The following is a 23,595-nucleotide window of genomic DNA, read 5'->3' as shown; positions in this document are numbered from 1 at the left end:
GGAATCCAAGTTCGCTGCTATGCCACGGAATGGGATTCCCGCCTGCGCGGGAATGACGGTGCTGGAGGTGGCAGTCGTTGAACGCGTCCCTTTTGAGACAGCCTCCTGCGCGGGGGCGACGATCACAGGGCCAATTCCGGCTATTCCTGATACTCCAACAGGCGCGCCGCCACTTTCGGCGCCAACTCATCGGCGCCGCTGACGCTCATTCCCAGGTCGCGCAGCAAGCCGTCGTGCAGGCCGTACACCCAGCCATGCACCGTCAGCGGCTGGCCGCGTTCCCAGGCATCCTGCACCACCGTGGTCTGCGCCGTGTTGACCACCTGCTCGGTCACGTTCAGCTCGCACAAGCGGTCGGCGCGGGCGCGCGACGGCAACACGTCGCCCAGGTATTTCTCGTGCTTTTGCTGCACATCCTGCACGTGGCGCAGCCAGTTGTCGGCCAGGCCCACGCGCTTGTTGATCATGGCCGCGTGTACGCCTGAGCAGCCATAGTGCCCGCAAATGATGACGTGCTTGACCTTGAGCACGTCGATGGCGAACTGCAACACCGTCAGGCAGTTCAAGTCCGAATGCACGACCACGTTGGCGATATTGCGGTGGACGAACAGTTCGCCCGGCGCCAGTCCCAGCAACTCGTTGGCGGGCACCCGGCTGTCGGAACAGCCGATCCACAGATACTCGGGCGACTGCTGGGCGGTCAATGCCTTGAAGAAGTTCTCATCCTTGGCAACCATCGCCGCAGCCCAGTCACGGTTGCGTTTGAAGAGCGCGTCGATATCGTATTGTGCTTGAGTCATGTCAGTCCTGTCTGTTCGAAAAAAAACCGCTGACAGAGCCATGGGCCAAGTTCAGCGGTTCGGATGAATAGGCGCAACTAGGCCCGCCTTATTCGAAAAAATCTTTCACCTTGTCCATCCAGCCCTTGCTCTGCGGGCTGTGCTTGCCGCCGCCTTCGACCGTCAGGCGCTCGAATTCGCGCAGCAGGTCTTTTTGCTTGTCGGTCAGCTTGACCGGCGTTTCGACCGCCACGTGGCAGAACAGGTCGCCCGGATAGCCGGAACGCATGCCCTTGATGCCCTTCGCTTTCAGGCGGAAAGTGCGGCCCGATTGGGTGCCTTCAGGAATCGTGAACGAGACCTTCCCGGACAGGGTAGGCACTTCGATCTCGCCGCCAAGGGTGGCCTTCACGAACGAGATCGGCATTTCGCAATGCAGGTCATCGCCTTCGCGATTGAACACCGAGTGCGGTTTGACCCGCACTTCGATCAACAGGTCGCCCGGTGGCCCGCCGTTGGTGCCCGGTTGGCCGAGCCCCTTGTAACGGATGCTCACGCCGCTTTCGATACCGGCAGGAATACTCACTTCCTGGATCTTCTGGCGCTTGATCATGCCTTCGCCGCCGCACGGAGCGCACGGTTCGGCAATGATCTTGCCGCTGCCCTGGCAACGCGAGCAGGTCTGCTGGATGCTGAAGAAGCCTTGCTGCACGCGCGTCTGGCCGTGGCCGCCGCACTGGGTGCAAGTGACCGGCGAGGTGCCCGGCTTGGCGCCGCTGCCGTGGCAGGTTTCGCACTTGTCCCAGCTCGGGATGCGCAATTCCTGGGTGTGGCCATGCGCCGCCTGCTCCAGCGTGATCTCGAAGCCCATGCGCATGTCGGCGCCCCGGTACACTTGCGGACCGGCACTGCGCCCACGACCGCCGCCGCCGAAAATGTCGCCGAAGATATCGCCGAAGCTGTCCGGGAAGCCGCCGGCGCCGCCAAAACCGCCGCCGCCGCCACCACCCATGTTCGGATCGACACCGGCGTGACCATAGCGGTCGTACGCTTCGCGCTTCTCCGGATTGGTCAGCATTTCGTACGCTTCTTTGACTTCCTTGAACTTCTCTTCCGATTCCTTACTGTCCGGATTGCGGTCCGGATGGTATTTCATCGCAAGCTTGCGATACGACTTCTTGATTTCTTCTTCAGAAGCATTCTTGGCGACCCCGAGGATCTGGTAAAAATCACGCTTTGCCATTTGTCGGCACCTTGCTGTCTAGCTACTACGCTACTGTTTATGCAAAAAACCGAGCCGCGGGAGGGCTCGGCTTGTCGTCGCCTTTGCTCTGTCCGGAGCGCCTCTAACCGGTGCGCACCGCTTGTGGGCGGCCCGCACCTTGCTCCGGCATCAATTACTTGGCGTCTTTGACTTCCTTGAAGTCGGCGTCGATGACGTCGTCCTGGGCAGGTTTACCCTCGGCGCCGCCTGCCTGCTGGCCGGCGTCAGCGCCGCCGGCAGCTTGCTGCGCCTGCTGGTCGGCATACATCTTCTCGCCCAGCTTCTGCGACGCAGCCGACAGTTTTTCGATCTTGGCGTCGATCTCGGCCTTGTCGCCGGACTTGATCGCGCCTTCGACGTCGGTGATCGCCGTGTCGATGGCTTCTTTCTCGCCAGCGTCGAGCTTGTCGCCGTATTCGGTCAGCGACTTGCGGGTCGAGTGCACCAGGTTATCGGCCTGGTTGCGCGATTCAGCCAGCTCCTTGACCTTCTTGTCTTCTTCGGCGTTGACTTCGGCGTCTTTCACCATTTTCTGGATTTCCGCCTCGGTCAGGCCGGAGTTGGCCTTGATCGTGATCTTGTTTTCCTTGCCGGTGGCCTTGTCCTTGGCGCCGACGTGCAAAATGCCGTTGGCGTCGATGTCGAAGGTCACTTCGATCTGCGGCGTGCCGCGCGATGCCGGCGGGATGCCTTCGAGGTTGAATTCGCCCAGGCCCTTGTTGCCGGCCGCGATTTCACGCTCGCCCTGGAACACCTTGATCGTCACCGCAGGCTGGTTGTCTTCGGCGGTCGAAAACACCTGGCTGAACTTGGTGGGGATCGTGGTGTTCTTGTGGATCATCTTGGTCATCACGCCGCCCATGGTTTCGATACCCAGCGACAGCGGGGTCACGTCCAGCAGCAGCAAGTCCTTGCGCTCGCCCGACAGCACGGCGCCCTGGATGGCGGCGCCGACAGCGACGGCTTCATCCGGATTGACGTCCTTGCGTGGCTCTTTGCCGAAGAATTCCTTGACCTTTTCCTGCACCTTCGGCATACGGGTCATGCCGCCGACCAGGATGATGTCGTCGATGTCGGACACTTTGACGCCGGCATCCTTGATCGCCATCTTGCATGGCTCCATGGTGGCCGCGATCAGTTCCTCAACCAGCGACTCGAGCTTGGCGCGGGTCATTTTCAGGTTCAGGTGGACCGGCGCGCCGTTCGCCATGGCGATGTACGGCTCGTTGATTTCGGTTTGCTGCGACGACGACAGTTCGATCTTCGCGCGCTCGGCCGACGCCTTGATGCGCTGCAGGGCGATCGGATCTTTTTTCAGGTCCAGGCCGTTGATCTTCTTGAATTCGTCGATGATGTAATCGATGATGCGCTGGTCGAAGTCTTCGCCGCCGAGGAAGGTGTCGCCGTTAGTGGACAGCACTTCGAACTGCTTTTCGCCATCGACGTCGGCGATTTCGATGATCGAGACGTCGAACGTGCCGCCGCCCAGGTCATACACGGCGATCTTGCGGTCGCCCTTGTCGGTTTTGTCGAGGCCGAACGCCAGCGCCGCCGCGGTTGGCTCGTTGATGATGCGCTTGACATCGAGGCCAGCGATACGGCCGGCGTCTTTGGTCGCCTGGCGCTGCGAATCGTTGAAGTAGGCAGGCACGGTGATGACCGCTTCGGTCACTTCTTCGCCGAGGTAATCTTCGGCGGTTTTTTTCATTTTGCGCAGGACTTCAGCGGAAATTTGCTGAGCCGCCAGTTTTTTGTCGCGCACGCCGATCCATGCATCGCCGTTGTCGGCTTTGATGATCGAATACGGCATCAGGCCGATATCTTTCTGCACTTCTTTTTCGTCGAACTTACGGCCGATCAGGCGCTTGACCGCGAACAGCGTGTTCTTCGGGTTGGTGACGGCCTGGCGCTTGGCCGGTGCGCCGACGAGGATTTCGCCATCTTCTTGGTAAGCAATAATGGAAGGCGTCGTACGCGCGCCTTCTGCGTTCTCGATTACCTTTGGCTGACCGTTTTCCATGATGGCAACGCAAGAGTTCGTCGTGCCAAGGTCAATACCGATAATTCTGCCCATGATTTTTTCCTTTTAATTACTTAGTTTCAGATGACTTGAATATGTGGAAAAACTGCGTGCTTTCAAGACCTTGCAAGAGAGCACACCGTATTTATTTTGCTTGCGCTGCGGTAACGATGGCGGGACGCAACAAGCGGTCGGCGATCATATAGCCTTTTTGCAGCACGCTGACCACGGTGTTCGCTTCCTGCTCGGCCGGCACCACGGCGACGGCCTGGTGCTTCATCGGATCGAGCTTGTCGCCCTGGGCCGGCATCACCTCGACCAGCTTGTTTTTCTCGAACGCCGAGGTGAGCTGCTTGAGGGTCATTTCGACGCCTTCTTTCAGCGACTCGAGCGATGGCGACTCGACCTTGAGCGCCATTTCGAGGCTGTCGCGCACCGGCACCATGGCCTCGGCGAAGCTTTCGATAGCGAATTTATGCGCCTTGTTGACGTCTTCCTGGGCGCGGCGGCGGATGTTCTCGCCTTCGGCCTTGGCCCGCATGAAAGCGTCGTGCATCTCGGCCAGCTTGGCTTCGGTGGCGCTGAGCTGCTCTTCGAGGCTGCGTTCGCCATTGGCGGGCGCGGAGGCCTGAACCGATTCGTCGGACGGTTGCGAGACTTCTGGATTTTCTTGCTCTTGCATCGGAAAAGCTCCTGGAATCAATGACTTAACTAATTGTTTGACGTGTCTTGCTAGCCACATAGGCACCCAGATGGGGCTATAACCTACATTTTCAAGGGGAATCCTACAGCGTTGCTTTTTTGTGCAATGTTACAAATCTTACCAATGAGGAGATACTTTTCATGACGGCCCGGACTACCATGAAGACATCCAGTCTGCATGCGCGTGCATCGCCCGCGCGAGGGCTGTTTCAGGGAGTTCGACATGAAGTTGCCGTTGATTGCCGTCAGCGTTGTTGCCTACACCGTGCTCGCGCTGGCCTGGATCTGCTACGCAGAGCTGAGTGTGCAAGGAACGCTATTTTAACAGGCGGCAAATAGCGCCTGTCAATCCGCACGGCGGTAGGCACGGCGGTAGGCACGGCGGAAGGTCAGCTTGCGCCCAGTTTGACGGCGTTGCGGCGGCCCGTTTCCTTATCCTGCTTTTCAGCCTCGCGCTGGGCCGGCGTGGTCTTGGTATCCCAGCCCAGCATGTGCTGCTCGGCGATGTCGGCCAGGCCGGCGATCCATTTGGGCGACTCGTTCAGGCAGGCGATGTAGTGAAATTCGCGCCCGCCGGCGGTTTCGAAGTCGTGCTTCGCTTCCATCGCGATCTCTTCCAGCGTTTCCAGGCAGTCGCTGGTAAAACCCGGGCAGATCAGGTCGACGCGCTTGAGGCCATCTTTCGCCATCTGCACCAGGGTCGGCGCCGTGTACGGCTGCAGCCACTCGGCCTTGCCGAAGCGCGACTGGAAGGTGACCAGGTATTGCTCGGACGACAGACCCAGCTTGGTCGCCAGCAGGCGCGCCGTCTTGTAGCATTCGCAGTGGTAAGGGTCGCCCAGCATCAGGGTGCGTTTCGGCACGCCGTGGAAGCTCATCACCAGCTTGTCGCCACGGCCGTTGATTTTCCAGTGCGCCAGCACGCTATCGCGCAGGGCGTCGATGTAGCCATCGTGGTCGTGGTAGTGCTTGATCATGCGCAGTTCCGGCACGTTGCGCACACCCGCGTAGTGGGCGAACACGGCGTCGCTGATCGAGCCGGTGGTGGTGCCCGAGTACTGCGGGTAGGCCGGCAGGATGGCGACGCGCTCGCAGTTCTCGGCCTTGAGCTGGTCCAGCACTTCCGGCAGCGAGGGCGAGCCGTAGCGCATCGCCATCACCACGTTCACCGAATCATGACCGCGCTCGCCCAGCAGGCCGCGCAGCAAGATGGCTTGCTTCCGGGTGTGGACTTTGAGGGGGGAACCTTCCTTGGTCCAGATCGACGCGTATTTCGCGGCCGATTTGCTGGAGCGAAATGGCAGTATGATGAGGTGCAAGATCATCCACCAGATAGCGCGCGGAATTTCGACCACGCGCGGGTCGGACAGGAATTCCTTCAGGTAGCGCCGCACGGCCGGGGTGGTCGGGGCGTCCGGCGTGCCCAGGTTGACCAGCACCACGGCGTTGCGGGTCGGCGTGCCGTGGGTGAAGGGGGGTTCTTTGCGGAAGGACATGGGGTCGGCGATCGTGAGCGGGAGAGCCGATATTATAGGGTTGCGGGTTAAAACCCAGCATTATTTACGTGTTTTGAACCGGTTTTAAGACGGTGTGACCCGGTAGGACCACCGGCATCAGTTCCGTCGTCCCCGCGAAGGCGGGGACCCAAGGCATCGCCGCTTAGCGAAGGTGCCTTGGGTTCCCGCCTGCGCGGGAACGACGGCTAGACGGCTAGACAGCCAGCGGTCAAAAGTCGGCAGTCGCGGTCCGCAACCGGCAATAAGTCGTACATCGGACCTTACAACGCCAGCAACTCGCGCGCATGCTTGCGCGTGGTCGCCGTAATCTCCACCCCACCCAGCATGCGCGCCACTTCCTCCACCCGCGCCTTGTTGTCCAGCACATCGATGTGCGACACGGTCTTGCCCTCCCCCGTGGTCCCCTTGGCCACCTGGAAATGCTGGTTGGCCTGGCTGGCCACCTGCGGCAAGTGGGTCACGCACAGCACTTGCCGTTCCTGCCCCAGCCGCTTGAGCAAACGCCCCACCACTTCGGCCACGGCGCCGCCGATCCCGCTGTCGACCTCGTCGAAAATCAGGGTCGGCGTGGTCGTGGCGTTCGAGGTAATCACCGAAATGGCCAGCGCAATGCGCGCCAGCTCGCCGCCCGAGGCCACCTTGGCCAGCGGACGCGGCGCCACGCCGGCGTGACCGGCCACCAGAAACTCCACCTGCTCGACCCCATTGCTGGTCGGCTCGCAGGCATTCAATCCCACCACGAAACTGCCGCCGGTCATGTTCAGCTCCTGCATGGCCGCCGTCACCTGCGTACCGAGCAGCCGCGCCGCCTTGGTGCGCGTGGCCGACAGGCGCGCCGCCGCCGCCATATAGCTGTCCTTGATTCTCTCTTCCTGCTGGCGCAGGCCATCCAGGTCGCTGGCGTCGGCCAGTTGCTTGAGGCGCTCCGACAGGCTGGCAAACTCCTCCGGCAACGCATCCGGGGTCACGCGGAACTTGCGCGCCGTGGTATGGATCGCTTCCATGCGCGCGTCCACCGTGCGCAGGCGCTCGGGATCGAGGTCGACCTTGTCCAGGTAGTTATTGAGCGCGTACACCGCTTCCTGCAACTGGATGCGGGCCGGTTCCATGCAGTCGAGCACGGTCTGCATTTGCGCATCGACCGCGACCAGCTTGCCCAGCTTCTGGTTAAGCGACGACAATTGCGACAGGATCGGATGGTCCGATTCGGAAATCGCGGCCAGCGCTTCCTGCGCGCCTTCGAGCAGGCTGGCGGCGTGCGACAGGCGGCTGTGCTCGTTGGTGATCTCGCTCCATTCACCCGGTTTGACGGCCAGCTTTTGCAGCTCGGCCACCTGCCATTCGAGCCGTTCGCGCTCGATCAGCACGTTCTTGGCGTTGGTTTCGAATTCCTCGCGCTGGCGGGCCAGGGCGCGCCAGGCCTTGTGGGAGGCCGCCACGGCGCGCGCATCGGCGTCGGCGCCGGCATCCTTGAAGGCGGCCTGGTTATCGAGCAGCGCGCGCTGGGCGTCGCTTTTGAGCAGCGACTGATGCGCGTGCTGGCCGTGGATATCGACCAGCATGTCGCCCAGGTCGCGCAACTGGGCGGCGGTGGCGGCGATGCCGTTGATAAATGCCTTGGAGCGGCCGGCGTTGTCGATCACACGGCGCAGCAGCGCCCCGCCCTCCTCGACGGCGAATTCGTTGTGCTCCAGCCATTCACAAGCTGGTGCGGCGGCGCTGACCGAAAAATCGGCCGTGATGTCGGCTTTGGCCGCGCCCTCGCGCACCACGCTGGCGTCGCCGCGCCCGCCCAGCGCCAGCTGCAGCGCGTCGATCAGGATCGACTTGCCGGCCCCGGTTTCGCCGGTGAAGACGGAAAAACCGCTGGAAAATTCAAGTTCGATGGTATCGACAATGACGAAATCACGGATGGTAAGGGTACGCAGCATGAAGGTGTGTCAGTCCAGTATTCGAATGGGGAATGGCGTGCGGGACAGCGCCTTAGCGCAGCTTGCCCTCGCCCGACGGATATTCGTTCCAGTGCAATTTTTCGCGCAGGGTGTCGTAATAGCTCCAGCCTTCCGGATGCAGGAAGGTGATGTGGTTGGGCGAACGCGAGATGACGATCCGGTCGCCATGCGCGAGGCTGGCGAAGGTCTGCATGTCGAAGTTGACGCTGGTGTCGCGCCCGCCGACGATCTCGATCACGATTTCGCTGCTGTCGGGCACCACGATCGGCCGGTTCGACAAGGCGTGCGGGGCGATCGGCACCAGCACGATGCCGCCCAGGCTCGGATGCAGCAGCGGGCCGCCGGCCGAGAGCGCGTACGCGCTTGATCCGGTGGGGGTGGAGATGATCAGGCCGTCGGAGCGCTGGTTGTACATGAAATTGCCGTCCACCGCCACTTTCAGCTCGACCATGCCGGCGCCGGCGCCGCGCGCCACCACCACATCATTGACCGCCAGCCCGCAGGCGATCATGGCGCCGTCGCGCAGGACGCGCCCCTCCAGCAGGGTGCGTTTTTCGGCGCGCGCCTTGCCGCTGAGAATGTCGCCGACGACCGGGATCATGCGCTCGATGGGAATATCGGTCATGAAGCCGAGGCGCCCCTGGTTGATGCCGATCAGCGGCACATCGAAGGGCGCGAGCTGGCGCGCGATGCCGAGCATGGTGCCGTCGCCGCCCATGACGATGACGGCGCAGGCCGCCGCGCCGATGCCGCCCACGCTCATCGCCTCGATGCCGGGCAGGCCGAGATGGGCCGCGGTTTCGCTTTCCAGCACCACGCGGTAGCCGGCGCCCTGCAAAAAGGCCAGCAGGCGGCCGACCGGCTCGTCGATGCCGACCGTGTTCGGCCGCACGACCAGCGCGATGGTTTTTTGCAATTGAGGCGTAGCGGGCATAGACTTCTCGGCGGTTGAGGGGCGACACGCAGGAGATTACCCCATAATGCCTGCTGATGCCATACAAGGGCCATCGGCGGCACTACTGTATGCATTCACAGTGGCGCAGTATAAGTGCGACTGGGCGCGCGGGCAAGTCGCGCGTGCAGGGAAGTGCAAGCTGGCTTTCTCCAAAACATGGCACCGCACCACTACCGTCGCTCCCGCGCAGGCGGGAGCGACGGTAGTAGTCAATTGAACGGCCACTTCCCCTGCGAAGCGATACCATTTGCACAATGAGTTCACCCACAGGGAGCCGTACCATGGTAGCCGAAACACACGACCGCAAAATCAACACCGACGCCAAGATCCAGGATGACGACGCCAAGCGCCTGCCGCACGAGCGCGACGAGTCGCCGGACGGCCACGACAAGGAACCGCGCGGCGTCATGAAGCAGGCCGCCGACGACCTGGCCCAGGGCCTGGTCGATACCGACATGCACGGCATGCGCGGCGTCGAGGAAGTCGCCCCCACCAGCGGTTCCGGCCAGGCCCGGCCCAAGGCCGACGCCGGCAGCGGCATGCGCCATCACGAACCGTCCGACCTGAGCAAGGGCGAGGACGAGGGCAAGCACGAGGGCAAGCAAGAGGGCAAGGACAAGGCATGAGGCGTGCGCGCCTGCTCCTGCCAGTCGGCCTGGCCATCGGCCTGGCCGGCGCCGCCCTGAGCGCCCACGGCCAGGCCATGCCGGCGGGCTTCGGCCCGAATCCGGCCTTGCCGGCGCCCTCGCGCTCGATGCTGCCGACCATGAACATCGCCCCGGCCGACCCCTGGCCCAAGGGCGCGAAACCGGCCGTGGCGCAGGGCCTGGCGGTGGCGGCCTACGCCAGCGGGCTGGAACATCCGCGCTGGCTGTACGTGCTGCCCAACGGCGACGTGCTGGTGGCCGAAACGAATAGACCGCCCCAGCCCGACGAAGGCTTCAGCCTGCGCGGCATGGTGATGAAGCACGCGATGAAAAAGGCCGGTGCGGCGGTGCCGTCGGCCAATCGCATCACCCTGCTGCGCGGCGCCGGCCCCAACGGCGAGGCGGCGAGCCGCTCGGTGTTTCTCGACGGCCTGTTCTCGCCGTTCGGGATGGCGCTGGTGGGCAACGACTTGTACGTCGCCAACGCCGACGCGCTGCTGCGCTTCCCTTACCAGGAAGGGCAAACCCACATCGCCGCCCGTGGCGTGAAGGTGATGGACTTGCCGGCCGGGATCAATCATCACTGGACCAAGAACGTCGTGGCCAGTCCCGACGGCGCCCGCCTGTATATCTCGGTCGGCTCGAACAGCAACGCCGGTGAAAACGGGCTCGACAAGGAGGAAGGCCGCGCCGCGATCTGGGAATTCAACCCGGCCGACGGCAAGTCGCGCGTGTTCGCGAGCGGCTTGCGCAATCCGGTCGGCATGGGCTTCCAGCCGCAAAGCGGGGCGCTGTGGACCAGCGTCAATGAACGCGACGAACTCGGCAACGACCTCGTGCCGGATTACATGACCTCGGTGAAAGATGGCGGCTTCTACGGCTGGCCATACAGTTACTACGGCCAGCATGTCGACGCGCGGGTCGAACCGGCGCGTCCCGAGCTGGTGGCCAAGGCGCTCACGCCCGATTACGCGCTGGGCGCGCACACGGCCTCGCTCGGGCTGGCGTTCTACAACGCCGACCTGATGCCGGCGTTCAAGAATGGCGCGCTGATCGGCCAGCATGGCTCGTGGAACCGCAAGCCCTTTTCCGGTTACAAGCTGATCTACGTGCCATTCACCGATGGCAAGCCGAACGGACCGCCGCAAGACGTGCTGACCGGCTTTTTAAGCGCCGACGGCCACGCTTACGGGCGTCCGGTGGGCGTGGCGGTGGATCAGGGTGGCGGCATCCTGGTCGCCGACGATGTCGGCAACACGGTCTGGCGCATCACGCCGACCGGCAAATAGCTGCGGCGCAGCATTTCCGCATCCGCATCGTGCGCTGGCGAACAGATGGACCGTGGCCGGCAGCGCATGATGGCTTGATTGAATTCAAACAGATCGAAGGAGAACCACCATGATCAAACGTTCAGGAAGTGCTGTCTGGAGTGGCGGCATCAAAGATGGCAAAGGCAATATTTCCACCCAAAGCGGCGCGCTCGACAATACCCAGTACGGGTTCAACACCCGTTTCGAGAATGGCCCGGGCACCAATCCGGAAGAGCTGATCGGCGCCGCGCATGCGGGCTGCTTCACCATGGCCTTGTCGGGACAGCTGGGCGAAGCGGGCATGACCGCGCAAAAACTGGCGACCACGGCAACCGTGACCCTGGACAAGACCGATGACGGCTTCACCATTTCGGCCGTGCACCTGAATCTGGTGGCGACCATTCCGGGCGCCAATCAGGAAGCGTTTGAAGCGGCGGTCCTGCGCGCGAAAAACAACTGCCCCGTATCGAAGCTGCTGAACGCGACGATCACGCTCGACGCGCGCCTGGAAGAATAATGGTATTCCCGTCATTCCCGCGCCAGGGCGAACCCCGGCGGGAATGACGGCGCCGCATCACTCCCCGCCTCACCTTATTCCCCCTGCGCACTGCCTGCACCATCGCTGTGCATTTGCGCATATACAAACACAAAAACAATCGTTCTTCGCATGCTTGCTTCTTGGTATCATTGATTTTTAACTACCATAAAGCACCTCAATGAAAATCACGAATTTGACATTGACGCCCCTGGCGGCGGCGATCACCTTGCTCTGCGGTCCGGTGCAGCAAGCCCATGCGCAAACCGCAACGGCCGGCGCCCAGTTCCCGCCCACCTCGGTCGTGGTCACCGGCTCGCGCATTCCACGCGCCAGCCTCGAAGGCCCGTCCGCCGTGGTGGTCATCACCGGCGAAGAAATCACCAAGCAAGGTTACAAGAACCTGTTCGACGCCCTCAACAACCAGGCCCAGAACAGCGGCGTCACCACCGGCGCCGACTCCGGCAACACCTTCACGCCGTCGGCCAATACCATCAGCCTGCGCGGGCTCGGTCCGAACCACACATTGATCTTGCTCAACGGCCGCCGCCTGGCCGACTTCCCGACCGCGTACGAAGGCGCGATCAACTTCACCAACCTGGCCAATATTCCGTCGAGCATCGTGGAACGGGTGGAAATCCTGAGCGGCGGCGCCTCCGCCGTGTACGGCTCGGATGCGATCGCAGGCGTCGTCAACATCATCCTCAAAAAGCGTGCCGAGGGCATCGACGTCAACCTCAAGCGCGGCACCACCTCGCGCGGCGGCGCTGGCGACAGCCGCCTGCAAGTGAGCGGCGGACAGAGTTTCGACCAGCTCAACACCGTGTTCAGCCTCGAAGTGCTGGACCGCGAACCGCTGTGGAGCAAGCAACGCGACTTCATGGCCGTGCGCCAGGGCACGCCGACCAATACCTTGTCGCGCAAGAACGTCAACAACGGCAAATATGTTGACCTCGGCGACACCTGCAGCGCGCTGGGCGACCTGTTCGGCGGCAGCCAGTTCAAGAACACCGTCGCCAAAGGCAGCTACTGCGCCAGCAACAAGGTCAGCCCGACCTACTGGACCACCCAGACCAAGAACCGCAGCACCAATCTGTTCGGCAGCGCGAACTATGCGCTCTCGCCGACGACCGAGCTGTTCGCCGAATTCCTGGTGGGCCAGAACAAGACCGCCAACAACACGCGCGGCCCGACCTGGACCTCGTCCTCGGCCGACAACAGCTACTTCTTCAACAAAAATACCGGCGTATACGAAGCCTGGACCAAGTACATCTCGCCAGAGGAAATGGGCGGCGTGGAGCGCTACAACCGTACCTGGGACGACCTGGCCAGCTCGGTCAGCCTGGGCGCCAAGGGCGACATCGGCGCGACCGGCTGGCGCTATGAAGCCGGCTACAGCGCCTCGTTCTACAAGAGCGAAAACCATGTGCAGCGCGCGCTGGCGAACATCGACAGCTTTTTCCTGGGACCGAAACTGGGTGTGGATGAGGACGGTATCGCCATCTACGCACCGAACCAGGCACGCCTGACCCAGCGCCTCACGCCAGAGGAGTTCAACAGCATCACCGGCCAGGCCGACAGCGACGACACCTCGCGCAACCAGACCCTGAGCCTGGTCGCCACAGGCGAGCTGTTCACACTGCCGGCCGGCCCGGTCAAGCTGGCCACGATTGCCGAGGCGGGCCACCAGCGCTTTGCCAACAAGCCGGATGCGCGCATCAACCAGGGCGTCTTCAACACCCTGGCCAAAAGCGATATCACCGAAGGCTCGCGCCGCCGCTACGCGCTGGGCGTGGAAGCGAGCGTGCCGCTGCTGGCCGACCTGAACTCGACCCTGGCCGGCCGCTACGACCGCTACAACTACGCCGGCCGCAACGAAGGCAAGCTGACCTACAACGTGGGCGCGGAATGGCGTCCGGCCAAGGCGCTGCTGGTGCGTGGCAATTACGCCACCAGCTTCCGCGCGCCCGACATGAACTACATCTTCAAGGCACGCGGCGTCGGCTATTACTCCTCGACCACCGATCACTACCGCTGCGCCCAGGCCGGCCAGCCGATCGAGACCTGCGAGTTCGCCAGCGTGTCGCCGGGCAGCGATTACGTGCAGACCGGCAGCAAGGACCTGCGTTCCGAAAAAGGCAAATCGTACGGCCTGGGCGCGGTCTGGTCGCCGAGCGCGGACTTCGACGTCTCGGTCGACTACTGGAACATCAAGATCGACGACCTGGTCACCAACCTGAACGCCGATAACTTGCTGCGCGACGAAGCGGCCTGCCGCGTCAAGGGCGACCTGACGTCGCCAAGCTGTCTTGACACCCTCAACCGCATCACGCGTAATCCATTGACTGCGCTCAACAAGCCGGGCGAGATCCGCGAAATCCGGGTCAACCCGATCAACGCCGCCTACCAGGACGCCGACGGGATCGACCTGAGCGCGCGCTACGCCCTGCGCACTGAGAGCTGGGGCAAGTTCACGCTCAAGGGCAATTACTCCAAGTCCCTGAGCAAGAATTCGCGCCAGTTTGCCGGCGACGAACTGGTCGATGAGTTGGACGAACTGAGCAACTCCGACTGGCGCGACAAGCTCAACGTCAGCCTGAACTGGAACCTGGGCAACTGGTCGAACACCGTGTTCGCCCAGCGCTTTGGCAAGGTGCCGAATGCGGGGCAGACCGCATTCCTGTCCCCGACCACCCTGGTCAACCTGTCGAGCGTGTACAAGGTGACCCCGCGCGCGACGGTCTCGGTGGCGATCAACAACGTCAACAACCGCATCAAGCGCGACACCACCGACGGCTGGCCGAACTACCCAACCGGCAATTTCAGCCCGGTCGGACGCCAGATCTGGCTGGAGTTCAATTACCACTTCGGTTCCTGATTTTTGCCGAGACACTTAGCCGTCATTCCCGGCCTGGGCGGCCCCCTTGGCGGGAATGACGGATAAGAGTCTACCGCCTAGCGGTGATTTTAGTGTTTTGAGACAGCCTCCTGCGCGGGAAGTCATTTCTGCCAATGGCAGGAATGACGGAGCGTAAGTTAGCGACATTAACGCCTGAGCTTGATACGCGGACGCGGCCGGCAGAGAATCGGTGGAGCGCTTAGAATCGTGGCTTGATTCGATTACCAAGGACTACGATGCGGATTTTGCACACCATGTTACGGGTCGGCGACCTGCAGCGCTCGATCGATTTTTACACCAAAGTGCTGGGCATGACCTTGCTGCGCACCAGCGAGAACCCGGAGTACAAGTACACGCTGGCGTTCGTAGGCTACGGCAGCAATCCGGACCATGCGGAGCTGGAACTGACCTACAACTGGGGCGTTGACAAATATGAGCTGGGCAACGCCTACGGCCACATCGCCATTTCGGCCGACGACATCGTGGCCGCCTGCGAGGCGGCGCGCGCCAACGGCGGCAACGTCACGCGCGAGCCAGGACCGGTCAAGGGCGGCAGCACCGTGATCGCTTTCGTGACCGATCCGGACGGCTACAAGATCGAACTGATCGAACGCAAGGGTGGCGTGCGCGCGAACGGCTTGAACGAGTAAGCCGGCCCTCGCCGCCATCCAAATATGGTTACAGGAAAGTAGCTACCTAGAGTATATGGAAACGGGGTAGTTTTCGTTGTACGATAAAAGTTCGTCAAGATTGCTTCGCATATGGGCGCTTACCTGAGCCAGGTACGGAATGGAGCACAGTCATGTTGCACGAATTTTTGTCGAATCATCGGGACGAACTGGCGGCGCGTTGCCGCGCCAAGGTCGGGAACCGTCCCGGCCGTTCAGCGACGGAAACGCAACTGCAAAACGGCGTTCCCATGTTTCTCGATCAATTGATCAGGACCTTGCGCGTCGAACAGTCGTCCGAACGGCACCTGAGCGAACTCATTTCCGGGCCGGCGGGTGGCGGTGTGGCCCTGTCCGAAGTGAGCGTATCGGCCGCCCAGCACGGCAAGGATTTGCTGGAACTGGGCCTGTCGATCGACCAGGTGGTGCACGACTACGGCGACCTGTGCCAATCAATTACCGACCTGGCCTTCGAGCGCGACGCGCCGTTTGCGGTCGATGAATTCCGTACCCTGAACCGCTGCCTGGACAACGCCATTTCCGACGCCGTATCGGAATTCAGCTATCAACGCGACGGCCTCAACGACGCCCGCAATACCGATCACAGCAACCGGCAAATGGGCTTTTTCGCCCACGAACTGCGCAATCTGCTGGGCACCGCCTCGCTGGCCTTCGCCGCGGCAAAAGCGGGCAATCTCAACCTGGCCGGCGCCACCGGATCGATTCTCGAGCGCAGCCTGATGAGCCTGGACAAGATGATCGCCAATTCGATCGAGGATGTGCGCGTGCTGGGGATGCGCGAGGAAAGCCTGGACGCCTTTTCCCTGGCCAAGTTTATCCAGGAGATTCACGACGCCGCCGCGCTGTCGGCCGTCATGTATGGCTGCACCTTCCGCATCCTTCCGGTCGAGCCCGAACTGGCCGTGCGCGGCATGCGCGAGCTGCTCATGGCGGCGGTGGCCAACCTGGTGCAGAACGCCTTCAAATTCACCGCGCCAGGCACCGAAGTGTTGCTGACCGCGTATGCGCAGGGCGGCCGCATCCTGATCGATGTCAAGGATCATTGTGGCGGCCTGGCTCCCGGGGTGGAAGAAACCATGTTCCTGCCGTTTTCCCAGTCCGGCGCCAACCGTACCGGCATCGGCCTCGGCCTGACCATCGCAAAACAGACGGTGGCCTCGAATGGCGGCACCCTGACCGTTCATAACCTGAACGGCATCGGCTGCGTGTTTACCATCAGCCTGCCGCGCAACAGCATGCCGACGTAATGGCGTGCCGCGCGCGGCCGCATGGCCCCGGTGCAAGCCCGCGCCAGCGGGACCTACACCGTCGCCTTGCCGGCCGAGGGAATCTGCACCTTGATGGTGGTCCCTTCGAGTTCGGTCGAGCTCACCCAGATCTTGCCGCCATGGGCTAGAACGATCTCGTGCGTGATGTAGAGACCGAGGCCCAGATTGCCGATCTGGCTGGCGCTGCGTTCGCTGGTGCTCTTGATGGCAAAGCTTTTCGCGGGATCGAACATGACCCGCAGCCTGCGCGGCGAAATGATCTCGCCTTCGTTCTGCACCACCAGCAGCACATCGCTCCCCTGGCGGCTGACCGTCACCCAGACCGGACTGGCCGCCGCGCCATGCTGCACCGCGTTGGCCAGCAGGTTCGACAGGGCCTGGCTCATGCGCGCGCGGTCCCAAAATACCTCGATGTCGTCCTCGACCTCGACCCTGAACTCGCGTTCCTGATGAAACAGCTTCATCTCTTGCACGACGGAGCGGCATTCCGCCGACAACTCGTACTGCGCCGGCGTGACCGGAATGCCTCCCCCCAGGTGGCTGGTGGAATAGTCGAGCAGGTCGGAGACGATATCGCTCACCCTTTGCGTGCTGCGCAACACTTGCGCCGCCACCTTCAGGTGGCGCGGCGCCAGGGCTGTGTCTTGCAGGATCAGCTGGGTTCCCATGCTGATCGCCCCCAGCGGATTGCGCACATCGTGGCCGAGAATGGCGAGGAAGACGTTCTGGGAATCGCGCACCATGGCGGAAAAGCGCGCCAGCGATTCGGTCAGCGATTGATCGATGGCCTCGTTAAAGCGCAGCATGTCTTGCAGGTCCGACGCATCGGCATGTTTGACCCGGCTTTGCCAGAGCCTGAGCACGCTGGCGCGCAAGGCCCGGTATTCGGCCATCAGTTCCTCGACCGTAAAACCGGCCTGCAGCCGGTCGCCGGCGTGCGCCTCGGCCGCTGTTTGGTCGGCGACGTCAGGCGCATTTCCCTTCGACTTGTCGATCCCTTGCTGCACGCTCTGGTAGGTATCGAGGTCGAGGCAAATCGCCGCCAGGATGGCTTTGGCATGGTCGCGCAACTGCGCCTTGGTGGCCGATGTGAGCGCATGCACGGAGCCGGCGAAATCTTCCCACTCCTGCAAGATCACTTCGGTATGTTCGCTGATGAATTTGGAAAGGCGCATAAGATCCTGACGGAGCGCAAAAGAGCATTCCCATCAGTCTACGCTTTCCGATGGCCGCCGTCCCGCGCACGGGAACCGATGGACCGGCCCGGGCGCCGCGTGTGGCTTATTCACACTGTTGCTTACAGCGGGAAACAGGAACGAGTAAGATGGCCGGATGCATGTTCAAGAGGAGACGCAATGACGGCCGAGTTAGTGTTCGAAAGCAGGTTGAGCTACCACGTGTTGCGCCAGGAGGGCATCGTCGAGCTCGATCCTGTGATTGCACTGCAACTGGAGCTGACGGGCGGCCCCAACATGTATGCCTCGGATTCCTTCATGATCAACCATGCGGCCTGGAGCATGACGATCCGGCGCCACAATCCGGCCCACCTGCCTTCCACCGAGCCGCCCGGCTGGGTCAAGTACACGGCGGTCGGCGACAAGTCGCTGTGCGTGATCGACATCCATCAGTCGCCCGAGCGCTTCGCCTCGCTGCTGGACATGTTCAAAGGCGGGCACGCGTCCGAAATCACCGTCGTCGTCGACGGCCTGGCCGACACGGCCGACTACAGCAAAAAATGGGATACGGCGGCGCACGCCAGCATGCCGGTGCGGTCGATCTGCTTCGAGTTCCCGCTGCCGCAGAGCGAGGCCTGAGGCGGCCGGCCGGCGCGCTGGCGCAGGCTCAGTCCCAGCGCGCGATCCGGTACGTGCCGACCTGCCCGTCGATTGTCACGCGCAGGTCGAACTTGCACGGATGGCCCTTGGTCAGCGCCAGGCCGGCCACGCTATTTTTTCCCAGGCCTGCCAGTGCGTTCTCCTGGCTGTACGCTTCGATGGTGGAGCGCAATTCGCGCAGCTCGCTTTTCAGGTTCACCGGAAACAGCGCGGAATGGCCCTCGCATCCGCACAGGTCGCGCGCATCCTCGAGCAGGAACGCCAGGTGTTCGCCATACTGCGGATGGCTGCGCCCTGCCCATGCCCAGGGCGGCAGGATGACGGCCATGACCTCGTAAAAGCTGCCCGTGAGGTTGAATTCGCTGGCCAGCGAGCACCGGTTGTAGCAATACCAGGCGACCGGATTGCGCTGATCAAGCGTATCCCACTGCATGATCGGGCGGGCATCCGCATGCACTGCCGAGGTGAGCGCGACGAACGGTTGCCGGCCTTCCAGCGCCGCCATTTCGATGCGCTCGGCCGTCGGCAACACGGTGCGGCGGAAGGTGTCGAGCGTCATGCTGTGCGGCCCGTGCTGCGCGGCGCTGGCGCGGCCGCGGGCGGCGTAGTGCGGGTGCGGCCGCCATACGGCTTCCTGGATGTCGTCCATGGTGGCGAAGCGGCGTTGCAGCGCGGGAAACGCGCCCAGCTTCGCAAAGGCAATCCTGGCCGCCTTGATGGCCCCCGGTGTCGGCGCCACCTGCGGGCGCTGATAGCGCAAGCCATCCATCTTCGCGTTCCAGCTGGCGGCAGCCTCCCCGACCGGCTTGCCAGCGACGATATCGTCGAGCAAGGTGGCGATCATGCTCGAGCGCGGATGGCAAAAACCCATCGGCGCCCGTGCCACCATGCGGTAGCGCAGATTGTCCTGTTGCTGCTGGCCGGCGGCGTGCGCGGCATGCAGGTCGACCAGGAATTGGGCCTGGCCGAGCACCGCCGCCGGGTTGTCCAGAAGATTCTCCTTGAGCAACTGCAGCGCCGTCGCACAGACCGGCGCGCTGTACTGGCGCAAGGCGCGCCGCACCGAGGCGAACGCTTCGCGCCTGGCGCAGGCCGTCTGCCAGGCGTTGTGCAGGCCGCTACTCTCGAACACCGTGGCCGGGGTAATGGCCAGGTGCTGCCAGGGGCCGCTGGCCGGCATGCCATACATGGTCTGTTCCGACAGGAACAGCATCGTGATGCGCGCCTGGCTCACTCTTTGCTGCAAGGCGGCCACCACGGCGCGGTAAGGCGCCGGCGCCGTGGCCGGATCCCACAGGGCCGGCACCAGCGCGCCGTCGTCGCCCACCGTCGCCAGGCCGCCGAAACGCTCGATAAAGGTGCGGCAGCAGCTGCAGCTGTGCTGCTGGCGTACGTCGGGATCGGTGAAGGAGGCGAGGTAAGCGTCGTACAGGCCGGCGGCATCGGTCCGGAAGACGGGACCGGCCAGGGCGTTGAAGCGCGCATCGATGCTGTGCACCAGGGCGGCGTAGTTGTCGACGCGGCGCTGCGCGTGTACATCCTGTGCGGTCATGCGTGTCCTGTGCGAAAGGCGGGTGCGGAACGACGTTCCGCCCCGCTGCCGCGCCCTGCGGCGCGCTTACTTGACCAGCAAGTCGTTGACCGGCACCAGGTCCGCTTCGCGCAGCGAACCGGCCGCCGATTTCAGGCGCAGGCCGTTGAGGATGGTGTCGTAACGCGCACGCGACAGGTCGCGCCGGGTCGAATACAGCTGGCGCTGGGCATTGAGCACGTCGATATTGATGCGCACGCCGACCTGGTAGCCGAGCTTGTTCGATTCGAGCGCCGAATTGCCCGACACTTCCGCCGCCTGCAGCGCCCTGACCTGCGCCAGCCCGCTGTTCACGCCCAAAAAGGCCTGGCGCGCGACGTTGGCGGCGTTGCGGCGGGTCGCTTCGAGGTCGTTGCGGGCCTTGTCTTCGAGCGCGATGGTTTCGCGCACGCGGCTGGTGACGGCAAAGCCGTTGAAGATCGGCACGTTGTAGGCGATGCCGATGCCCTTGTTGTCGCTCCTGCCCGACTGCTGGGTCTGGCCCGTCACGTTCTGGCGGCTGATGTTGGCGGTCAGGTCCAGCGTCGGATAATGGCCGGCGCGGGTGCGCTCGATTTCGCGCTTGGACAATTCGTAGCCGAGCTGGGCGCCGACGACGCCATAGTTCTGGGTTTCGGCCGAGGCCACCCACGGATCGATCACGGCCGGCTCGGGAGCGGCCAGCAGCACGCCCGGCTTGAGCGTGGCCAGGCCGGTCGGCGCGCTGCCGATGATCGCCTGCAGCGCGCTGCGCTTGTTTTCCAGGTCGTTGATGGCGGCAAACTCCTGCGCCACCACCAGGTCGTAGGCGGCCTGGGCTTCGTGAGTGTCGGTGATGGTCTGGGTGCCGACCTCGAAATTGCGCTTGGCGGAGGCGAGCTGCTCGGTGGTCGCGGTTTTCTGGGCGCGGCTCAGTTCCAGCGTATCCTGCGCGGCCAGCACGTCGAAGTAGGCTTGCGAGACGCGCGTGATCAGGTCTTGCTGGGCCTGGGCGAACTGCGCTTCGGCTTGGGCCTGCTGCAGCTTGCTCTGCTGGTAGGTTTGCCAGTTAGCCCAGCGAAACAGCGGCTGGGTCAGCGACAGCGTGTGGGTGGTAGTGCGCTCGTTGGCGCCGCCGGTGGTGACCAGCGTCTTGCCGCCATCGGGACGGGTGACGGTCTGGCCGATATTCCACGGCGTCGATTCGCCATCGTTCTTGACGATGCTGCCGTTCAGGCCCACAGTGGGCAGGAGCGTCGAACGGCCTTGCGGAACCCGTTCCATGCCGGCGGCCAGGGCCGCACGCGCGCTGGCGAACGCGGCGTCATTGGCCAGCGCTTGCTGGTAGACCTGGATCAGGTCCGCCGCCTGTGCATTCAAGGAAAAAAATGCGCTGGCGATCAGCACGGCCATGAGGGGTTTCTGCATTGCATTCTCCATTGGAGTCATCAAAAAAGTTAAAAAAACTTGCAGCCCGGTGGTGGCCGACACCGCCGCCGCGCGTGATCGCTATCCGCGATCAATCGTCGTGCTCAATACCGCGTCATCAATACCGGGGCATGGTGCTGTCGACCTGCAACGCCCAGGCGTGGATGCCACCGCTCAGGTTGGTCACCCTGGTAAAACCGTTGCGCTCCAAAAAGGCCGCGACCTGCATGCTGCGCGCGCCGTGGTGGCAGATGCAGACGATCTCGGCTTCTTCGTCGAGTTCCTCGATGCGCGCCGGAATCGTGTTCATCGCGATCTGGGTCGATCCCTCGATCTGGCAGGTTTCAAATTCCCAGTTCTCGCGCACGTCCAGCAAAAGCGGGCGCTCTCTCGCGGGGTCGGCCAGCCAGGCGGCCAACTCGGGGGCGGTCATTTGCTGCATGCCGGCCCCGCCTTAAAACGTGAAATGCGAGGACTTGACCGACGTCGACAGCATCTTGACGTTGGTCTCGAACACCTTGACCGTGTCGTACGCGGTCTCGGACACGCGCGTGATCACCTGCGCTGACATGACCGGAGCCTGGCCAATGATCGCGGCGATGCGCCCGCCGACCTTAACCTGCTTCAAGAACACTTCCGGCAGGGATTCCAGCGCGCCCGAGATGACGATGACGTCGAACGGCGCGCCCTTGTCCCAGCCTTCGGCGCCATTGCCCAGTTCGACCGTGACGTTGCTCACGCCGGCCTTGGCCAGGTTCTTGCTGGCCAGTTCCTTCAGTTCCGGATTGATCTCGACGGTGGTGACGTGGCGCGCCTTGTGCGCCAGCAGGGCCGCCATGTAGCCGGAGCCGGCGCCGACTTCGAGCACATTTTCGTGCTTCTTGACCGCTACCTCTTGCAAGATGCGCGCTTCGATCTTCGGCGTGAACATCGCCTCACCGCCCGGCAGGGGGATTTCGGTATCGACAAAGGCCAGCGTCTTGTAGGTGGCCGGCACGAAATCCTCGCGCTTGACCACCACCAGCAGATCGAGCACGTCCTGGTCCAGCACGTTCCAGGGGCGGATCTGCTGTTCAATCATGTTAAAACGGGCTTGTTCGATATTCATCTTGTGCTCGGTGAGGAAAAGTAATAATCCGATATTTTATCGTTGAACGGCCTCGGAACACACATCTTAACGATCCGACGCCCCCAATCGCGAGAAATTGCGACAGTCTGCAGTTTAGAGGGAATGAAGCTCCCGAATCGGCGCCCGGGCGCTGGGCGCCCTACGGGACGCCCTCACGGCGCGCGCGGCAGCAGGCCGTGCAGCGTCATGGTGAGGAAGGAATCGATGAAGGCGACCGGGTCGAGTTCGGACATGTCGCAGGGGCCGACCGAGTGCTTCCACAGCATCAGCATGAGCATGGGGGCGATCAGGATCTGGGTGGTGAGGAACACGTCGAGCGGGCGGAATTCGCCCCGTTCGACGGCGCGCTCAAGCAGGCCGCTGATCATGCTGCTGCCACGCAGGATGACTTCTTCGCGGTAGAAGACAGCAATATCGGGGAAGTTGTTCGATTCGGCCATAACCAGCTTGATCATGCCGGACGACTTGGTCGCGCCGGCGTTTTCCCACCAGGCCATCATGACGGCGCGCAACAGGTCGGCGCTGTTGCCGTCGAAGCTGGCGATCATGTCTTCGGCCGCGCCCAGGGCGGGCACGATGGTGTCGCGCACGACGGCCTTGAACAGTTCTTCCTTGTTGGTGAAATACAGGTACAGGGTGCCCTTGGACACGCCGGCGCGCTTGGCCACGTCTTCCAGCCGCGTGGACGCGAAGCCGCGCTCGACGAACAGGTCGAGGGCGGCGGCGAGCAACTCCTGGGGACGCGCGTCTTTACGGCGTTCCCAGCGCGGCTTCATCTCAAGGGGACATTGCATGGGGTCTATTCCGTAACTTACTTGCGAGTCATTAATATAGACCGATGGTTTCACCCCGTCAAGTTTAGCGGTCGTTGTTGCGTCCTAATAGAGCCTTGAACATAACAATAGAAACTTGAATGAGGAGATTGCCCGAAACAATAGAATCTTGAATCGCGTCGGCTCGCCGTCCGTCGACGGATATCCATCACAGTGTTAGCCTGAATTTTGCATAAAAAAGGGCAAGAATGCCGTAAGTGATTGATAAAATGTGAGTTATCCATAAAACACAATTTCAACACGAACGCACCTTGCCCGGCATGAATTCTACCTCAGAGCAGCTA

At 62.8% G+C, this 23,595-nt stretch carries 21 protein-coding genes; 8 read left to right on the top strand and 13 right to left on the bottom strand.

Going from position 1 to position 23,595, the window contains the following annotated elements; genetic code table 11:
* Positions 1-140: 140 nt before the first annotated feature.
* From can to grpE, 4 genes are all read right to left on the bottom strand, one after another.
* Positions 141-800, bottom strand: coding sequence for a carbonate dehydratase (gene can, locus F2P46_RS22975; protein ID WP_166894530.1), 660 nt, complete (start codon positions 798-800; stop codon positions 141-143).
* 88 nt (positions 801-888) lie between these two features.
* The gene (gene dnaJ, locus F2P46_RS22970; RefSeq protein ID WP_166894528.1) at positions 889-2,022 is read right to left on the bottom strand and encodes a molecular chaperone DnaJ; all 1,134 of its coding nucleotides are present in this window, start codon (positions 2,020-2,022) and stop codon (positions 889-891) included.
* A gap of 154 nt (positions 2,023-2,176) precedes the next feature.
* Entirely contained in the window at positions 2,177-4,117 is a 1,941-nt protein-coding gene (dnaK, locus tag F2P46_RS22965; protein ID WP_166894526.1) for a molecular chaperone DnaK, read from the bottom strand.
* 91 nt (positions 4,118-4,208) lie between these two features.
* Complete coding sequence (gene grpE / locus F2P46_RS22960; RefSeq protein WP_166894524.1) at positions 4,209-4,745, bottom strand: nucleotide exchange factor GrpE; 537 nt, start codon at positions 4,743-4,745, stop codon at positions 4,209-4,211.
* 198 nt (positions 4,746-4,943) lie between these two features.
* On the opposite strand from grpE, the gene F2P46_RS22955 reads away from it, so the two are divergent.
* Positions 4,944-5,090, top strand: coding sequence for a hypothetical protein (locus F2P46_RS22955; protein WP_166894493.1), 147 nt, complete (start codon positions 4,944-4,946; stop codon positions 5,088-5,090).
* 64 nt (positions 5,091-5,154) lie between these two features.
* Here the strand turns inward: F2P46_RS22955 and hemH are convergent, their stop codons facing one another.
* The 3 genes from hemH to F2P46_RS22940 all read right to left on the bottom strand — a co-directional run bounded on the left by hemH (position 5,155) and on the right by F2P46_RS22940 (position 9,168).
* The gene (gene hemH / locus F2P46_RS22950; protein WP_166894522.1) at positions 5,155-6,261 is read right to left on the bottom strand and encodes a ferrochelatase; all 1,107 of its coding nucleotides are present in this window, start codon (positions 6,259-6,261) and stop codon (positions 5,155-5,157) included.
* A 281-nt stretch (positions 6,262-6,542) separates the two neighbouring features.
* The gene (recN, locus tag F2P46_RS22945; protein WP_166894520.1) at positions 6,543-8,213 is read right to left on the bottom strand and encodes a DNA repair protein RecN; all 1,671 of its coding nucleotides are present in this window, start codon (positions 8,211-8,213) and stop codon (positions 6,543-6,545) included.
* A 52-nt stretch (positions 8,214-8,265) separates the two neighbouring features.
* Positions 8,266-9,168, bottom strand: a complete 903-nt coding sequence (locus tag F2P46_RS22940) for an NAD kinase (RefSeq protein ID WP_166894518.1) — start codon at positions 9,166-9,168, stop codon at positions 8,266-8,268.
* A 302-nt stretch (positions 9,169-9,470) separates the two neighbouring features.
* Between F2P46_RS22940 and F2P46_RS37095 the strand changes: the two genes are divergently transcribed.
* From F2P46_RS37095 to F2P46_RS22910, 6 genes are all read left to right on the top strand, one after another.
* Entirely contained in the window at positions 9,471-9,815 is a 345-nt protein-coding gene (locus F2P46_RS37095; RefSeq protein ID WP_208296740.1) for a hypothetical protein, read from the top strand.
* Between the two features lie 77 nt (positions 9,816-9,892).
* Positions 9,893-11,125 (top strand): sorbosone dehydrogenase family protein, encoded by a 1,233-nt coding sequence (locus tag F2P46_RS22930; RefSeq protein ID WP_229509419.1) that lies wholly within the window; start codon positions 9,893-9,895, stop codon positions 11,123-11,125.
* 109 nt (positions 11,126-11,234) lie between these two features.
* The gene (locus F2P46_RS22925; RefSeq protein WP_187362516.1) at positions 11,235-11,663 is read left to right on the top strand and encodes an OsmC family protein; all 429 of its coding nucleotides are present in this window, start codon (positions 11,235-11,237) and stop codon (positions 11,661-11,663) included.
* Positions 11,664-11,862: 199 nt separating this feature from the next.
* Positions 11,863-14,559, top strand: coding sequence for a TonB-dependent receptor (locus F2P46_RS22920; RefSeq protein ID WP_166894514.1), 2,697 nt, complete (start codon positions 11,863-11,865; stop codon positions 14,557-14,559).
* A 257-nt stretch (positions 14,560-14,816) separates the two neighbouring features.
* Positions 14,817-15,230, top strand: a complete 414-nt coding sequence (gene gloA, locus F2P46_RS22915) for a lactoylglutathione lyase (protein WP_166894512.1) — start codon at positions 14,817-14,819, stop codon at positions 15,228-15,230.
* Between the two features lie 152 nt (positions 15,231-15,382).
* Positions 15,383-16,516, top strand: a complete 1,134-nt coding sequence (locus F2P46_RS22910) for a HAMP domain-containing sensor histidine kinase (RefSeq protein WP_208296739.1) — start codon at positions 15,383-15,385, stop codon at positions 16,514-16,516.
* A gap of 53 nt (positions 16,517-16,569) precedes the next feature.
* Here F2P46_RS22910 and F2P46_RS22905 read toward each other — a convergent pair whose 3' ends face one another.
* On the bottom strand, positions 16,570-17,712 hold the full coding sequence (locus tag F2P46_RS22905) for a sensor histidine kinase (protein ID WP_166894510.1): 1,143 nt from the start codon (positions 17,710-17,712) through the stop codon (positions 16,570-16,572).
* 180 nt (positions 17,713-17,892) lie between these two features.
* On the opposite strand from F2P46_RS22905, the gene F2P46_RS22900 reads away from it, so the two are divergent.
* Positions 17,893-18,351, top strand: coding sequence for a hypothetical protein (locus F2P46_RS22900; protein WP_166894508.1), 459 nt, complete (start codon positions 17,893-17,895; stop codon positions 18,349-18,351).
* A 28-nt stretch (positions 18,352-18,379) separates the two neighbouring features.
* On the opposite strand, the gene F2P46_RS22895 is transcribed toward F2P46_RS22900, so the two are convergent.
* The 5 genes from F2P46_RS22895 to F2P46_RS22875 form a co-directional block, all read right to left on the bottom strand.
* The gene (locus F2P46_RS22895; protein ID WP_166894506.1) at positions 18,380-19,924 is read right to left on the bottom strand and encodes a hypothetical protein; all 1,545 of its coding nucleotides are present in this window, start codon (positions 19,922-19,924) and stop codon (positions 18,380-18,382) included.
* 66 nt (positions 19,925-19,990) lie between these two features.
* The gene (locus F2P46_RS22890) at positions 19,991-21,349 is read right to left on the bottom strand and encodes a TolC family outer membrane protein (protein WP_166894503.1); all 1,359 of its coding nucleotides are present in this window, start codon (positions 21,347-21,349) and stop codon (positions 19,991-19,993) included.
* A gap of 118 nt (positions 21,350-21,467) precedes the next feature.
* Positions 21,468-21,791 carry a rhodanese-like domain-containing protein gene (locus F2P46_RS22885; RefSeq protein WP_166894500.1) on the bottom strand — a complete coding sequence of 108 codons (324 nt, stop codon included), beginning with the start codon at positions 21,789-21,791 and terminating at the stop codon, positions 21,468-21,470.
* 12 nt (positions 21,792-21,803) lie between these two features.
* Positions 21,804-22,457 (bottom strand): protein-L-isoaspartate O-methyltransferase, encoded by a 654-nt coding sequence (locus tag F2P46_RS22880; protein WP_166894499.1) that lies wholly within the window; start codon positions 22,455-22,457, stop codon positions 21,804-21,806.
* A gap of 173 nt (positions 22,458-22,630) precedes the next feature.
* Positions 22,631-23,272: a TetR/AcrR family transcriptional regulator gene (locus tag F2P46_RS22875; protein WP_166894497.1), complete on the bottom strand. Its 642-nt coding sequence runs from the start codon at positions 23,270-23,272 to the stop codon at positions 22,631-22,633.
* Positions 23,273-23,595: the final 323 nt, after the last annotated feature.

The sequence above is a fragment of the Massilia sp. CCM 8734 genome (assembly GCF_011682155.1).
Classification (GTDB): Bacteria; Pseudomonadota; Gammaproteobacteria; order Burkholderiales; family Burkholderiaceae_D; genus Telluria_A; species Telluria_A rubra.
Note: the sequence above shows the minus strand (reverse complement) of the source record. Positions and strands in the feature narration are given on the sequence as shown.